The sequence below is a fragment of the Halosimplex halophilum genome (assembly GCF_004698125.1).
Lineage (GTDB): Archaea > Halobacteriota > Halobacteria > Halobacteriales > Haloarculaceae > Halosimplex > Halosimplex halophilum.
In genome coordinates this window covers 388,592-402,864 of sequence record NZ_ML214298.1, presented here as the reverse complement: position 1 = coordinate 402,864, position 14,273 = coordinate 388,592, and the positions used below count along the sequence as shown (strand labels likewise).

Sequence of the window (14,273 nt, the reverse complement as noted above, 5' to 3'; positions counted from 1 at the left end):
CGGGGGCAGTCGGACGGAGACTCGGGGGGCGCCGGCCGGCGGGGCCGTTCAGAGGTGCTTCTTGCAGGTCTCGGCGAACGTCGCCAGCGGCAGGTCCGCCTCGGAGTCGACGCTGACGAACAGACCGGAGAACTCCCCCACGGCGAAGTGGAAGGCCGTCAGGTCGTCGAAGCGGTGGATCGAACACTGGAGGTCGCCGGCGGCGAACAGGTCCTCGAGGTGGCCCCGTCCCAGGCCCTGGAGGACGAGCTCGTCGTGGACCCGTTCGGCCTGGTCGGCGAGGTGGCCCTCGACGTCGTCCCGGACGTACACCGGGTCGTACCCGTCCCGGTCGTAGGTGGCGACGACGCGCAGGGCGTCGCCGGCCTGCTCCCGGAGGGCCGCGACCAGGGCACCCCTGTCATCGATTGCCATACACCCAACCATTTCGCGCCCCCCATTGTCAAACCAGCGGCCGTTCGGGGGGTCGCGAAACCGCTACGGGGCACCGCCGGCCATCCGCGACCGCGCAGGGAGCGTCGGCGGGTTCCGCGAGCGGGCGTTTTACGTCCGCTCGTTCCGTGCGTCGGTCATGGAGTACACCACGCTCGGCTCGACCGGGATGGAGGTCTCGCAGGTCTGTCTCGGCTGCATGAGCTTCGGCAGCGGCGACGACTGGATGCTGGACGAAGCGGAAGGGCGGGAACTCGTCGAGCGGGCCATCGACCTGGGCGTCAACTTCTTCGACACCGCCAACACCTACTCGGCGGGCGAATCGGAGCGGATCCTCGGCGACACCCTCGCCGACTACGACCGCGACGAGCAGGTCGTCGCCACCAAGGTCCGCTTCTCGGGCGCCAGAGACCACCGCAACGCCGAGGGCCTCTCCCGGAAGACGATCGAACAGGAACTCGACCACTCGCTGGACCGGCTGGGCATGGACACCGTCGACCTGTACCAGATCCACCGCTGGGACTACGACACGCCCATCGAGACGACGCTGCGGGCGCTCGACGACGCCGTCTCCCGGGGGCAGGTCCGCCACATCGGCGCCTCGTCGATGTGGGCCCACCAGTTCCAGGAGGCGCTGCGGGTCAGCGACGAGCAGGGGCTCGCCCGCTTCGAGACGATGCAGAACCTCTATCACCTGACCTACCGCGAGGAGGAGCGGGAGATGTACCCCGTCTGCGACCGGGAGAACGTCGGCGTCATCCCCTGGAGCCCCCTAGCCGCCGGCTACCTGACCCGCCCCCACGAGGAGTTCACCGCGACCGACCGGGGCGAACACGAGATCGACTACGGGACGCCCTACCACGAGGGCCCCGGCAGCGAGGAGATCAACGAGCGCGTCCAGGAGCTGGCCGAGGAAGAGGGCGTCACGATGGCCCAGATCGCCCTCGCGTGGCACTTCCAGAACGACAACGTCGACGCGCCCATCGTGGGTACGTCGAGCATCGAGCACCTCGAAGAGGCCGTCGAAGCCCTGGAGATATCGCTGTCCGACTCCGACGTGGAGTATCTCGAAGCGCCGTACCACCCCGTCCCCGTCTACGGCCACGAGTAGCCGGGTCGCGAGGGGTTTCCCGGCGCGACCACCGCAAGTTCGACCACCGCAACGCCGCGGGTACCGCCATCCTTTCGGCGGCCTCGCCCGGATCGACGGACGTGCCCGACCAGCCGCCGGAACCACGAACCCTCTCCACCGGTCACGAGGTCGCCGTTCCACTCGAAACGGAGGCCGAGGCGACGGCGGTGGTCGTCACGGCCGACGCGAAGGCGGCCGACGAGTGGCTGCCCGAGGAGCTCGCGCCCGTCAGGGTCGCCCTCGGGCGAACCGCGGTCACCTTCCTCTCGGTGGACTACCGCCGGATCGGCGACGACGCGATGGCGCCCTACGAGGAGGTCGGCGTCCTCCTGGCCGCCACCCCCGCCGACGGGCCGCGCCAAGAATTCGCCGCCCTCCGGCGGGGGCTCGCGGGGTCGACGGGCGCGCTCGGCGGCTACGTCGCGGCGCTGCCGGTCACCACCGAGCCGGCCCGGGCGCTCGGCGCCGAGATCTGGGGGTACCCCAAGTCCGTCGCAAGCGTTCGGATCACCGACCGGGGCGACCGCCGGCGGACGGCCGTCCGCGACGAGCGGGGTCACCTCCTCACGCTCGACGCTCCCTGGAATCCGCGGTTCGAAGCGACGGTGCGAACGACGAGCTACACCGACGGGGACGGGCGCGGGGGCGGGGCCGACGGCGGCGTCCCGGCCCGTCGCCAGCCGCTGGAGCTGTCGGGGCGGTTCGGCGGCCGGCCGTTCGGCGGGACCTACACGCTGGGCCGCCATCCGCTGGCCGAGCGCCTGCGCGACCTGGGGCTAGGTCGTTCGCTGGGGGCGCTCGCGTTCGACGGTCGGTTCACGATCGGCGGCGGGCGACGAGTCGACCCCTGAGGGGACCGACTCCCCGCGCGAACTGACCGACTCGGCGTCCGACGGGACGGCTGCCCGCTGGGGGTCCGTCTCCGTCGCGTCGCCGCCGACGGGGAGGAACACGCGGGCGAGGATTCCGGGCCGGAGCAGCGAGGCGGGCGACCGTTCGAGGTCGAGCACCTCGCCGTAGGCCGCCGCGAGGGCGCCGTCGTCGTTGGCCGCCCGCAACAGGCGGTCGAAGTACCGGTTGAACAGCCGCTCGGGGAGCGAGGGCTCCCCGTCGGTCTGGGGGTACTGGTAGTCGACGCCGGTCGCCATCCGCCAGGCCGTGTCGACCACCGGGGCCTGCCGGTCGAAAAATCGGGTGGGCAGGCCGTCGAGGCCGCCCTCGGCCAGCGCGTGGTGGAGGACCACGGCGTCGAGGGCGGCGACGGACATCCCCTGGCCGTACGCGGGGTTGAAACTGGAGACGGCGTCGCCGGTGACGACCAGGCCGTCGGGGAACCGGTCCAGCCGCTCGTAGCGGCGCCGCAGGCTCGCCGGGAACGGGTAGCGGGCGACTTCGTCGGAGACCCACCGCTGGCGCCGCAGCAGGTCGCCCACCAGGTCGACCGGGAGGTCGTCGGCGAACGCCAGCACCGCCTCGCGATCGGCGGGCGCGTCGTCGGCGTGGACCTCCGCGAGGAGCACGTCCCACTGGCCGTCCTCGATCGGTATCAGCACGGCGCCGCGGGTCTCGGGCGGGTCGGCGGGGGCGCTGATCAGCCGCCTGTCGCCCGGCGGGCGCTCGATCCGCAGCGAGGCGTACTGCAGGTCGATCCCGACCCGGTCCTCCGGCGGCGCGGAAAAGCCGTGGTCGGCCAGCCACTCCGGCGTCCGGCTGGCCCGCCCCGTCGCGTCGACGACGAGGTCCGCGTCGATCGCGTCGACCGCCCCGTCCTCGCGGACCGTGACGCCGGTCACGGCCTGTTCGGCCTCGTCGGTGCGGTAGTCGACGAACCGGCAGTCGTCGCGGATCCGGACATTCTCGCGGGCGCGGAGCCGTTCGCGGACGACGTGTTCGAACAGCGGCCGGCTCGCACAGTAGGAGGGGGTCCGCTCGTCGCCGCTCGCGAGGTAGCCGCCCTTCTGGTACTCGACCAGCTGGCGCGTCACGTCGACGATCAGTCCCCCGCCGGCCGCCAGGTCCTCGCCGAACCCCGGGAAGAGGTCCTCCAGGGTCGCCTGTCCGGCGCCCAGCAGCGCGTGGGGGTGGCTAGTCTGGGGCGCGCCCTCGCGTTCGACCGGCCCGTCGGGCAGGGGGTCGCGCTCGACGACGACCACCTCGTCGAAGCCGTCTGCGAGCACCCGCGCCGCACAGAGGCCGGCGATACTTCCACCGAGGACGACCGCGCGCTCGCCCAGCCGGTCGAGCCGGCCCGGCCGGTAGCGGTCGAGGCTCGACAGCGTCACGGGGACCACCCCCGGGTCGGGGGTCGCGTCGCCGACCGAACCCTGTTCGTCGTCGCTGGAGGGGACAGTTCGCTCAGGTGATCGACTCGGACCGGCATCAGGATAGGCGATGCCCCTCATCTGTGACCTGAATTTATATTGTGTGGGGCGTGCGGACTGGCCCGGGCGCGTCGGAACCCTTTTGTCCTGGGAACGCGGCCGGTCGCTCGTGTCACGGAACGCCGGACGGAGCCCGGAGAGCCGCGGGGGACGCGGCGAGGATGGCGGCGACGCGGGTGGCGGGCAGCCGGTCGCGCTCGTCACGGGCGCGGGCAGCGGGATCGGTGCAGCCATCGCGCTGGCGTTCGCCGACCGCGGCTGGCGGGTGTACGCGACCGACGTGGCGGCGCCGCTGCCCGAGCGGGTCCGCGCCGACTGCGAGACCCGCGCGCTGGACGTGACCGACGACGAGCAGTGCGAGGCCGTCGTCGACGCGGTGGTCGCGGAGACCGGGCGGCTGGACTGCCTGGTGAACAACGCCGGCTACGCCGAGGCCGGGCCGGTCGAGGACGTGCCCGTCGACGCGGCCCGCGCCGAGTTCGACGTGCTCGTCCACGGCCCCCACCGGCTCGTCCGCGCGGCGCTCCCGCACATGCGCGAGCGCGGCCGGGGCCGGATCGTCACCGTCTCCAGCGTCATGGGGTTGGCCTCCTCGCCGGGACTGGGCGCCTACGCCGCGGGGAAGGCCGCCGTCGAGTCGCTGCACGACGCGCTCCGGGTCGAGCTGCGCGGGACGGGCGTCGACGTGAGCCTGGTCGAGCCGGCGTGGGTCGACACCGACTTCGCCGACGCGGCCCGCGAGCGGCTGGCCGGCCGCGAGCGGACGCCCGCCTACGCGCGCACCTACGCCGCGCTCGACGACGGCTGGGTCCTCGACGGCAACCCGCTGGCGGCCACGCCGGAGCGCGTCGCCGCCGCGGTGGTCAGGGCCGCCGAGGCCGACGACCCGCGCGCCCGCTACCCGGTCGGGGCCTTTGCCCGGTTCGTCCGGTGGACGACCTGGCTCCCCGCCCCCGTGATCGATGCCGTCCAGGCCGGCTACGAGCGAGCGACGACCGCCCTCGGCCGCTGGCTGGGCTAGGGTGGACCACCGGGGACACCGGGCCGTCCGACCGGCACCGCGACGGGGCGCCGCCGGGCACGTTCCCCCTTGGACTTTCCGTTCTGATACTGGTGCCCGTAGCTATTTCAGGATCCGTTGCCAGGGGCGCGTATGGAGCAGTCGATCCGTGTGCTCCTCGTCGACGACGACCGGGCGTTCACGGAGACGGCCGCCGAGCGACTCGCAGCCGCGGCCGAGTCGTTCGACGTGACCGCGGTCGGGCGGGCCGACGAGGCGCTCGACGCACTCGACGGACGGCGGGTCGACTGCGTCGTCAGCGGCTACCGGCTGCCCGAGCGGGACGGGCTGTGGCTCCTCGACGCCGTCCGCGAGCGCGACCCGGGCCTCCCGGTGATCCTCGCGGCGCCGGCCGACGAGTCCGTCGCCGAGCGGGCGCTCGACGCCGGCGCGGCCGAGTTCCTCCGGAAGGACGAGCCGGGGCAGTACGCCCTCCTGACCGGCCGGGTCACCGCCGTAGTCGAGCGGGCCGGGGACGCCGGCGACGGCCCGACCGGGGACGCTACCGGGTGCGACGGTGGCGGCGCGGACGCCGACGGCGACGGGACGGGCGACGCCGGCGGCGGCGAGCCCGACTGGCCGCGGGTGGTGGTCGAGCACATGAGCGAGGGGGTCTACGTCGTCGACGGCGACTACCGGTTCCGGTTCGCCGACCACCGGATGGCCGAGCCGCCGGCGCCGATCGCCGACGGCCTGGCGGGGCGGCGACTCCCGGTACTGGCCGAGACGGGCGTCCTCGACCCGGCCGACGTGCGGCGCGTGACCGAGGCCGTCGACGCCGTGGTCGGGGGCGAGGCCGCCGAACGGCACGTCGAGTTCGAGTCGCCCGTCGAGTCGCCGACGACGGCGGTCGACCTCAGGGCGGTCCCGGTCGACCCCGGCGGGTCCGAGCGGTTCGCGCTGCTGACGACCCGCGACGTGACAGAGCGCCGCGAGCGCGAGCGCGAGCTGGCCCGCTACGAGACGCTGGTCGAGGAGGTCACCGACATCGTCACGGTCCTCGACGAGACGGGGGTGATCGAGTATCAGAGCCCCGCTGTCGAGCACGTGCTGGGCTACGAGCCCGACGAGCTGGTCGGCGAGACGGCGTTCGAGCACGTCCACCCCGAGGACCGCGAGCGGGTCGTCGATCGGTTCGCGGAGCTGGTCGAGCGACCGGGGGCGACGGAGGGCATCGAGTTCCGGATGCGGACCGCCGACGGCGACTGGCGCTGGGTCGAGTCGAAGGCGACCAACCGGACGGGGACGGCCTTCGAGGGGTACGTCGTCACCTCGCGGGACGTGACCGGGCGCAAGCGCCGCGAGCAGCGGCTGAGCGCGCTCCACGAGGCGACGCGGGCGTTCATGGAGGCGCCCGACCGCGAGTCGGTTGCCGAGCGGGCCGTCGAGACGGCGCGAGACGTGCTGGACATGCCCGTCAACGGCCTGTGGTTCTACGAGTCGGACGCCGACGCCCTCGAACCCGCGGCGATCACCGACGAGGCCGCGGCCCTGCTCGGCGAGGCGCCGACCTACGACAGCGGCGAGGGCCTCTCCTGGGAGGCCTTCCGCTCGGGCGAGATACAGGTCCACGACGACCTCTCGGCGGCCGAGGGGCTGTTGAACCCCGACACGCCGATCCGCAGCGAGCTGATCCTCCCGCTGGGGGAGTACGGGGTGATGAACCTCGGGGCGACCTCCGAGCAGGCCTTCGACGAGGTGGACGTGTCGCTGGCCCGCATCCTCGCCAACACCACCGAGGCCGCCCTGGCGCGGGCCGACCGCGAGGAGGAGCTGCGCCGGCGGCGGCGCGAGCTGTCCCGCCAGAACGACCGGCTGGAGGAGTTCGCGAGCATCGTCTCCCACGACCTCCGGAACCCGCTGAACGTCCTCGCGGGGTCGCTGGAGATGGTCGACGCCGACGACGACGACCACCTCGACCTGTGCGAGCGGGCGGTCGAGCGGATGGAACAGCTCGTCGAGGACATCCTGACGCTGACCCGCGAGGGCGAGCGCGTCGAGTCGACCGACCCCGTCGACCTCGAACGGGTCGCGCGGACCAGCTGGGCGACCGTCGCCACCGGCGACGCGACGCTGCGCGTCGCCGGCGCGAGAGTGATCGCGGCCGACGAGTCGCGGCTCCGCCAGCTGTTCGAGAACCTCTTCCGCAACGCGGTCGAACACGCCGGCGACGACGCGACCGTCCGCGTCGGCGTCCTCGACGACGAACCCGGCTTCTTCGTCGCGGACGACGGCCCCGGTATCCCGCCGGACCGACGGGACCGGGTCTTCGAGAGCGGCTTCTCGACGGCCTCGGGTGGCACCGGACTCGGCCTCTCGATCGTCGCGCAGACGGCCGACGCCCACGGCTGGGACGTTCGCGTGACCGACGCCGACCGCGACGGCGACGCCGGTGACGGCTCCGACGCCAACCAGTCCACCGACAGCACTGGTGACGGCGCCGACGGGGAGCGTCCGGGCGCCCGGTTCGAGGTCGTCGGCGTCGACGAGCCCTGACGGTCGAGCGTCGACGAGCCCTGGCGGTCACTCCTCGACGACGACCGTCCCGACCATCCCCTGGCCGGCGTGGGGGATGCAGACGTAGGTGTACTCGCCGGCCGTCTCGAAGGTGTGTTCGTAGGTCTCGCCCTGGGGGACCGTCCCTCCCACGTTCCCGTCCTCGTAGCTGGCGAACGGCTCGGCGCCGTCCGGCAGGGCGACCTGCGGGCTGTCGCCGGGGCGACAGCCGACGTTGTGGGTCGGGCTGTCGAAGTACCAGGTGACCGTCTCGCCGACCGAGGCGGTGTAGGACTCGGGCTCGAAGACGTAGGCGCCGTCCGGTCCGGCGACGATGTCGCCCGAGTTGGGCGTCCCGGTCGGCCCGTCGGTGTCGTCGTTCGTGCAACCGGCGACGGCGCCGGCGGCCGCGAGACCCGTCGCGCGAAGGAGCGAGCGGCGCGAACAGCGTGGCATCGTCGGGGCTGGGACCGGACGGGCCTTCAGTGACCCGGTCCCGGGACCCGGACCAGATCCGGCTCGGTCCCGCTCCCGGTCCCGCTCAGCCGAGCCGCTCGACGACGGCCGCCCCCTCGACGTAGACGAGCCCCTCGCGGTCGGCGTAGGCGCGGGCAGCGGCCGGCGAGCGGGCGCCGCCGCCCTCGTCGTCGAGCATCTCGCAGACGACCATCGCCGGCGGCAGGTCGGCGGCGCCGGCCAGCGCGACGGCCAGCTCGGTGTGACCCTCTCGGTCCGCGAGGAGGCCCGGCGCCGCCCGGAGGACGTGGACGTGGCCGGGCGCGCGGAACTCGGCGGCGAAGTCGACGTTCTCGGGATCGGCCGCGGCCGCCGCGAGTTCGGTGATCGTCAGCGCGCGGTCCTCGTCGGTGATCCCGGTGTAGGTGTCGCGGTGGTTGACCGTCAGCGAGAACGAGGACCGCTCGTCGTAGCCCAGGTCGTGGTCGGCCGCGGCGGGGTGGTCGAGCGTCTCCTGCAGGTAGGGGAGTTCGAAGGCGTCGGCCACTTCGTCGCCGAGCGCGACGCAGACCAGCCCGCCGGCGTCGTTGCGCATGCGGGCGACCGCGTCGGGCGTGACCGCCCCCGCGGGGTAGACGAGGTCCACTTCGCCCTCGCGGTCGGCCGCGTCGTGGACGAGGATCGGGTCGCCGCGGCGGACGGCGTCGACCGCCCGGTCGACGGTCGCCGCGGCGGTCGATGCGTCGCCGGTCACGCTATCGCTGTTCGGTGACATAGATGGTGAGCGAGGAGCCGTCGTCGAGGCCCAGTTCGTCGCGGAGTTTCACCGGCGCGATCACTTCCAGCTGGTCGTCGCCGTGGTGGGTGCGCTCGGGCGTGATGACGTGGGCGTCCTCGAAACGACCGGCGTCGCCGTCGTCCGAGGCGGCCGTCTCGCCCCCGTCGGCCTCGACGGCGGCGGGGTAGCAGTAGGCGGGCCCGTAGGTGCGCTCGTCGTCCTCCCAGCCCTCGATGGTGACTGGCTCGAACGACGAGAGCCGGCCGCGCTCGCGGACGCTCTCCTCGTCGAGTTCGACGTTGAGCGTCCCGAGGAACGGCTCGTAGCCGAGCTTGTCCTCGAACTGGCGCATGTAGCCCGGCAGCGAGATGTAGTGACGACCCTCGCCCATCCCGCTGGTGATCGTCCCGCGCAGTTCGACGCTGGCGTCGCGCTCGAAGATGCGGCGGTAGTCGGCGTACTCGCGCTGGAGGGCGCGCTCGCCGGCCGCCGTCACGGTCACCCACTGGCCGTCGCTGACGATCTCGCGTTCGACCAGGTCGGCCTCCTCCAGCCGCTGGAGCCGCCGGGAGGCCGTCTGCGTCGAGGCGTCGAGGCGCTCGGCCAGCGCCGAGCAGGACACCTTCTGGTCGCCGTCGAGCCCCCCCGACAGCGCCAGCGCCTTCAGCGTCGCCAGCTCCGCGTGGCCGGCCGACGACGCCGTGATTCCTGACATATCTCCCACTAGCGGTCACTCCCCGATAAGTATACCGAATACGGAACGCATCTCAGAAGTGGAACGGAATAAGGCGAGTCTCGAGCCGTCACGAGTCGCCGCCGGAACACCGGAAATTTGGGGTGGGTCGCAATAACGGCACCGGAGTCTCCCACGGCGTGATATCCGGGCGCGAACGGGCGAGGAAGCGCGAGGGATGGCCCAAGAGGGTTTGAAAGAGGGAATATCGGAGGGGAGCCAGCGCGCGTCAGTCGCCGGCGTCGGCGTAGGGGTCCCGCTCCCAGAACTCGCTGTCCTTCTGCAATTTGGGGACTTAGGTGTCCTCGTCTTTCGAGGGGAGGGTAACGTGCGAGACCGGCACGTCGTTAATGGAGTCGTGCTCGGGCATGTGTTCTTTCACGTCCTCGGTGAACGCCCGTACATCCACATGGTCGGGCATAGCCTCGCGGCCCAGCCGGCTGTGCGGGCCGACGATGCCTCGGAGCAAGAACCCTAGTTGGGGACTGTATATCTCGATCAGGGCCAGAATAGTAAATTTTCATAGTATTAGTAGAAACATATAGGTAATATAAATAGAACATCCACGGATCGTCATCTGCAGTCGCGATCCGCTGCAGATTCGATCTCAGCGGTCGTTTTCTCCATCCTACCGGCCAAAAGCGTGAGACCGAACCGAACCGCGAAATTCACGTCTACGCCGCACGATCTAGACGAGAATTGCAAGTATATTCATTATCTGTAGAAAATAAAAAATGTATTCTTGATATATGGGCAGAAAAATCCAGTATTTACCGATAAAGCCAATATATTCTAAAAGGAAAAGGTTCCGCACGGTATAAACTATCATAAGACAGTAACTATAATAATCCATACTGTTGTGGGTTTCCAACATTTAGATTATAATTAACCGCTAGAGAACTCCCTAAGCAGTGGAGCGGGGGGATTACAATCATACACGTGTTATATACCTGTTTTATCTCTATGTTCTACTACATAGTAGAACGATCCGGCGAGATAGTGGACTGTCGTCATCGGGATTCGAACTCACAGCGTCGGCTACCGGATTTGTCCCGAGCGGGCCTGAGCTCGCTATTTCTTCTTCGGATACACAATATATTTATGCTAGGTCAGACAACCGGTGTCCATGGCGACACGCGTATTCGGGGATCCAGAGCCGTTTATCCAACGCAAAGCAGCGACGGGACGACTCGTGATACCGACGCTCATCGTGACCACGGTGTCGGTCGCGATGAGTCTGCAAGCGGCAGCGGTGTTCCTCACGCTTGGTCCCGCCGTGTCGGAAGTCATCAACGCCGTCATTCTGCTAGGCGGGTACTACTTCCTCGAGGGCTTTCTCCTCTGGCTGGCCTTCTCGTTTGCGCTGTACGTCCTGGCGCTGGTAGCGGGCGGCCATCCCCTCTTCGGGCACATCACTCGGATCGTCGGCTGGGGAATGGCGCCGCTCGTCGGGACGGGGTTAGTCTGGACGGCTGGACGCTACTACGCGTTGCGGGATGCCACGCCCCCGGAACTGGCTATCAACAGCCGGATCGAACACGAGACGAACGGGCTGGCGGAGTTCATGAGTCACGCAGCGGGAGAACCGGCGTTCATCGCTGCGATGGTCGTCGGGGGTCTCTTTCTGGTCGTGAGCGGGTACCTCTGGACGCTCGGCCTCACGAAAGCGGGAGAACTCAGTAAGGCACGGGCGGCGGTCGTGTCGGCGATACCGCTGCTCGTCTTCTTCGGTTGGCGGTTTCTCAACAGCGCCGTCTGACGGACAGGACGAGCGGTCCGTGTCTCGACGACCGCGTGTTCCGAACGACGTTTCCGCCCCACGCCCGACGGAAGCAGCGGGCGAGTTCGGCCGCCGGCCGGTTGTTCACCGATGACAACCGTTAACCGAGTGTTATTCGTATTCCCGGCATGGGCCTCGTCCGACAGGTGTCGCGGATCGTCCTCACGCTGGACGTTCTGTTCGTCCTGCTGCTTGGGTTCTCGTACGCGTTCGGTACGTTCGACGCCGAAACGCGTGTCGTGACGACGCTCGCAGCGATCCCGATCGTGCTCTCGTTCGTTGCCGCGGCGGTCGTCGTCGCGGTCGACTGGGACCCGTTTTGACCGGAAAGAAAGCCGAGAAACGCCTTCTGGGGGCAGTGCGATCTATCGCGCCGAAGTCCCCGTCGAACTATCTCGATCCGATTCGAGGAAACAGGCGACGCCGCGTGCGGAACCGTTCTCGGTGACTGACACCGTCTCCGGGCGCCGGGTCTGACACACCGTCTCGAACTCGGTTCTGAACAGCTCGTCCGCGGCATCGGTCCGGCCCTCGGTGATGTGTTCGAGCGCCGTCGACAGCACCCGTTCGGCGTCGGGGTCGCTCAGTTGGTCGGGGATACCGAAGTGATCCCGCATCGCTGCTGGAAGGGGGTCGGCCGACCCGTCGGCAGTCAGTTCGCCGTTCGCGTCCTCGAGAATCCGTGTTTCGGCCTCCGCGCGGTCGAACCCCTCCCGCTCGACAGCGACTTTGAGGTCCATCACCGCGTTCCACGCCGATTGCTCGAAGTCGTACTCCGCCGGGGGGATCACCTCCGAACATCTGGTGTGATACCGACACCCGCGGGGTGGGTCGGTAGGATCGGGAACGTCGATACGGCGCATCGGTCCGTCGCCAGCCTCGACCGACTCCCGTGACCCGAGATCCAATTCCGGCGTTGCCCACCGCAGCGCCCGCGTGTAGGGATGTCTCGGGTCGTTCATGATCTGGTCGACGGTCCCGACCTCGACGATCTCGCCGAGGTACATGACCGCGATCCGCCCGTCGGTCTTGCCGGCGATGTACCGTGCGTTCGAGAGGTCGTGCGAGACGAAGAGATACGACGTGTCGAACCGCTCCTGCAGCTCTATCATCAGGTCCATGATCTCCACCCGCAGGCTCACGTCGAGGGCGCTGACCGGCTCGTCGGCGAGGATGACCTCCGGGTTCATCAGGAGCGCACGGACCAGCGCGACCCGCTGTTTCTCGCCGCCGGAAAGCTGGTGGGGGTACCGATCAACGTAGTCTTCGGGAGGCGCCATGCCGACGTATTCGAGCATCGAGAGGATGAGTTCCCGCCGCTCCTGTTCGGACTTGTCACGCTGCCAGCGTTTCAGCGGCGCTTCCAACATCGAACTCACCCGTCGCATGGAGTTGAGCGAACTGCCCGGGTCCTGGTGGACGATCTGGAGCGACCGGCGGATCTGTCGGTACGGCGTCTCGATCTCGCCGAGGCGCTTTTTCGCCCGCCAGATGTCTTGTCCCCTGTACTCCACGCGTCCGCCGGTCGGCTCCTGCAGCGCGACGCCGACTTTCCCGAGCGTCGTCTTCCCACAGCCGCTCTCGCCGACCAGCACCAGCACGTCGTTCTCGAAGATGTCGATGTCGACGCCGTCGACCGCCCGGACGACCTCCGGGTCCGAGAGGATCGACCCCAGCGGGCCGTCGTCCTCGAAGTGGACCTCGACGTCCCGCATCGAAACGACTGGGTCCGCCGACGGTTCGCGTCCGGGTCCCCCGTCGTCGCGTTCGATAGGCGTGCGCTCGTTCGCGTGATCGCTGGCATCGCCGTCATCGGTCGGCATGGAGACTGCATCCGCCGCGTCCTCCCAGTGATGACAGGCGACCACGTGATCCTCGGACACCCGGTTCCCACCGGGGTCCTCCCGTTCACACCGCTCGTCGGCGAGCGGACACCGCGGGTGATACGAACACCCCGTCGGCGGGTCGACCGGGTCCGGGCTCGACCCCACGATCGGTTCCATCGCGTCGAGCGGCATCGACGGGTTGGGCGTCGACTTCAACAGCGACCGGGTGTACGGATGGGACGCGTCCCGCAAGAGCGTCTCGAGCGGCGCGGTCTCGACGAACTCGAAGCCGTACATGACCGCCAGCCGGTCGACGAGCCCCGCGACCAGCGGGAGGTCGTGCGTGATGAACACGATCGCGAGGTCGTACTTGTCCTTCAGCTCCTCGATCATGGAGATGATAGAGCGCTGCATCAACAGATCCAGCGCGGCGGTCGGCTCGTCCATCACGAGCACTTCGGGTTCGAGTACGAGCGACAGCGCGATGAGCGCGCGCTGTTTCATCCCGCCCGACAGCTCGTGCGGGTAGGCGTCGAGCACCCGGTCGGGGTCGAGATAGAGATCCGAGAGCAGCTGGCGCGCCCGCTCCATCCCCTCCGAGACGGGCTCGTCGTGAGCGCTCAGCGTCTCGACGAAGTGGGTCCTGATCTCCCGGACGGGGTTGAAGGAACTCATCGCCCCCTGGAACACCATCGAGACCTCCTCCCAGCGGTATCGATTGCGCTCCTGTTTGTCGAACTCGAGCACGTCGACCGGTTCGCCGGAGTCGGGATAGTACGTGACGTCGCCGGTCACCACGCCCGGGTCGACGACCGCATCGAGCAGCGAATCGGCGAACATCGACTTCCCGCTCCCGGACTCACCGACGACACCGAGGATCTCGTTTCGCCCGATCTCGAGGTTCACATCGTCGAGGACGCGCGACACGCCCCGGTCCATATTGAACCGGACCGTCAGGTCGCTGACCGTCAGGATCGGGTCGGACACCGACGGCGACTCGTCGGGGTCCGTCTGGGAGACCGTCATAGCGACCCCCGCTGGGCGTCGCCACGGGCGGTCCGCGGATCGATCCACCGACGCGACGGAACGACCGCGCGCGTCCGGCACGGGCGTCCGCTTCCCGTCCCGAGACGCCGCCCCGGGAACCGGCCGCGGCTCGACCGCACTGGGCGCAGATGACACTTGGCCGTAGTACGCTG

General features: G+C 69.6%; 13 protein-coding genes. 6 read left to right on the top strand and 7 right to left on the bottom strand.

Annotated elements, in window-relative coordinates; all coding sequences use genetic code 11:
• Window positions 1-48: 48 nt before the first annotated feature.
• Complete coding sequence (locus E3328_RS12985) at window positions 49-414, bottom strand: DUF7522 family protein (protein ID WP_135365061.1); 366 nt, start codon at window positions 412-414, stop codon at window positions 49-51.
• 157 nt (window positions 415-571) lie between these two features.
• Between E3328_RS12985 and E3328_RS12980 the strand changes: the two genes are divergently transcribed.
• Window positions 572-1,543 carry an aldo/keto reductase gene (locus E3328_RS12980; protein WP_135365725.1) on the top strand — a complete coding sequence of 324 codons (972 nt, stop codon included), beginning with the start codon at window positions 572-574 and terminating at the stop codon, window positions 1,541-1,543.
• Between the two features lie 101 nt (window positions 1,544-1,644).
• Entirely contained in the window at window positions 1,645-2,415 is a 771-nt protein-coding gene (locus E3328_RS12975; protein WP_167837396.1) for an acetoacetate decarboxylase family protein, read from the top strand.
• On the opposite strand, the gene E3328_RS12970 is transcribed toward E3328_RS12975, so the two are convergent.
• Window positions 2,341-3,846, bottom strand: coding sequence for an FAD-dependent oxidoreductase (locus tag E3328_RS12970; protein WP_209452200.1), 1,506 nt, complete (start codon window positions 3,844-3,846; stop codon window positions 2,341-2,343). The genes E3328_RS12975 and E3328_RS12970 overlap by 75 nt on opposite strands.
• A 208-nt stretch (window positions 3,847-4,054) precedes the next feature.
• On the opposite strand from E3328_RS12970, the gene E3328_RS12965 reads away from it, so the two are divergent.
• Together E3328_RS12965 and E3328_RS12960 are read left to right on the top strand one after the other, a co-directional pair.
• On the top strand, window positions 4,055-4,966 hold the full coding sequence (locus E3328_RS12965) for an SDR family oxidoreductase (protein WP_281275791.1): 912 nt from the start codon (window positions 4,055-4,057) through the stop codon (window positions 4,964-4,966).
• 132 nt (window positions 4,967-5,098) lie between these two features.
• Window positions 5,099-7,501 carry a hybrid sensor histidine kinase/response regulator gene (locus E3328_RS12960; RefSeq protein ID WP_135365057.1) on the top strand — a complete coding sequence of 801 codons (2,403 nt, stop codon included), beginning with the start codon at window positions 5,099-5,101 and terminating at the stop codon, window positions 7,499-7,501.
• Between the two features lie 27 nt (window positions 7,502-7,528).
• On the opposite strand, the gene E3328_RS12955 is transcribed toward E3328_RS12960, so the two are convergent.
• The 4 genes from E3328_RS12955 to E3328_RS22740 all read right to left on the bottom strand — a co-directional run bounded on the left by E3328_RS12955 (window position 7,529) and on the right by E3328_RS22740 (window position 9,937).
• A complete protein-coding gene (locus E3328_RS12955) occupies window positions 7,529-7,957 on the bottom strand; it encodes a plastocyanin/azurin family copper-binding protein (protein WP_135365056.1) in 429 nt (142 codons plus the stop codon).
• Between the two features lie 85 nt (window positions 7,958-8,042).
• A complete protein-coding gene (ribB, locus tag E3328_RS12950) occupies window positions 8,043-8,732 on the bottom strand; it encodes a 3,4-dihydroxy-2-butanone-4-phosphate synthase (protein WP_135365055.1) in 690 nt (229 codons plus the stop codon).
• Window positions 8,713-9,450: a DUF120 domain-containing protein gene (locus E3328_RS12945; RefSeq protein WP_135365054.1), complete on the bottom strand. Its 738-nt coding sequence runs from the start codon at window positions 9,448-9,450 to the stop codon at window positions 8,713-8,715. The genes ribB and E3328_RS12945 overlap by 20 nt, the downstream gene beginning before the upstream one ends.
• Window positions 9,451-9,763: 313 nt before the next feature.
• Window positions 9,764-9,937: a hypothetical protein gene (locus tag E3328_RS22740; RefSeq protein ID WP_342775095.1), complete on the bottom strand. Its 174-nt coding sequence runs from the start codon at window positions 9,935-9,937 to the stop codon at window positions 9,764-9,766.
• Window positions 9,938-10,594: 657 nt separating this feature from the next.
• Here E3328_RS22740 and E3328_RS12940 point away from each other — a divergent pair.
• Together E3328_RS12940 and E3328_RS12935 are read left to right on the top strand one after the other, a co-directional pair.
• Entirely contained in the window at window positions 10,595-11,227 is a 633-nt protein-coding gene (locus tag E3328_RS12940) for a YIP1 family protein (RefSeq protein ID WP_135365053.1), read from the top strand.
• Window positions 11,228-11,376: 149 nt separating this feature from the next.
• Entirely contained in the window at window positions 11,377-11,571 is a 195-nt protein-coding gene (locus E3328_RS12935) for a hypothetical protein (RefSeq protein ID WP_135365052.1), read from the top strand.
• A 42-nt stretch (window positions 11,572-11,613) separates the two neighbouring features.
• On the opposite strand, the gene E3328_RS12930 is transcribed toward E3328_RS12935, so the two are convergent.
• Entirely contained in the window at window positions 11,614-14,100 is a 2,487-nt protein-coding gene (locus tag E3328_RS12930; RefSeq protein WP_135365051.1) for an ABC transporter ATP-binding protein, read from the bottom strand.
• Window positions 14,101-14,273 lie beyond the last annotated feature (173 nt).

Coding starts and splice junctions, on each gene's coding strand:
- E3328_RS12960 (WP_135365057.1), top strand. CDS start 5,099: ATGGAGCAGTCGATCCGTGTGCTCCTCGTCGACGACGACCGGGCGTTC.
- ribB (WP_135365055.1), bottom strand. CDS start 8,732: ATGTCACCGAACAGCGATAGCGTGACCGGCGACGCATCGACCGCCGCG.
- E3328_RS12940 (WP_135365053.1), top strand. CDS start 10,595: ATGGCGACACGCGTATTCGGGGATCCAGAGCCGTTTATCCAACGCAAA.
- E3328_RS12935 (WP_135365052.1), top strand. CDS start 11,377: ATGGGCCTCGTCCGACAGGTGTCGCGGATCGTCCTCACGCTGGACGTT.
- E3328_RS12930 (WP_135365051.1), bottom strand. CDS start 14,100: ATGACGGTCTCCCAGACGGACCCCGACGAGTCGCCGTCGGTGTCCGAC.
- E3328_RS12945 (WP_135365054.1), bottom strand. CDS start 9,450: ATGTCAGGAATCACGGCGTCGTCGGCCGGCCACGCGGAGCTGGCGACG.
- E3328_RS12955 (WP_135365056.1), bottom strand. CDS start 7,957: ATGCCACGCTGTTCGCGCCGCTCGCTCCTTCGCGCGACGGGTCTCGCG.
- E3328_RS12980 (WP_135365725.1), top strand. CDS start 572: ATGGAGTACACCACGCTCGGCTCGACCGGGATGGAGGTCTCGCAGGTC.
- E3328_RS12985 (WP_135365061.1), bottom strand. CDS start 414: ATGGCAATCGATGACAGGGGTGCCCTGGTCGCGGCCCTCCGGGAGCAG.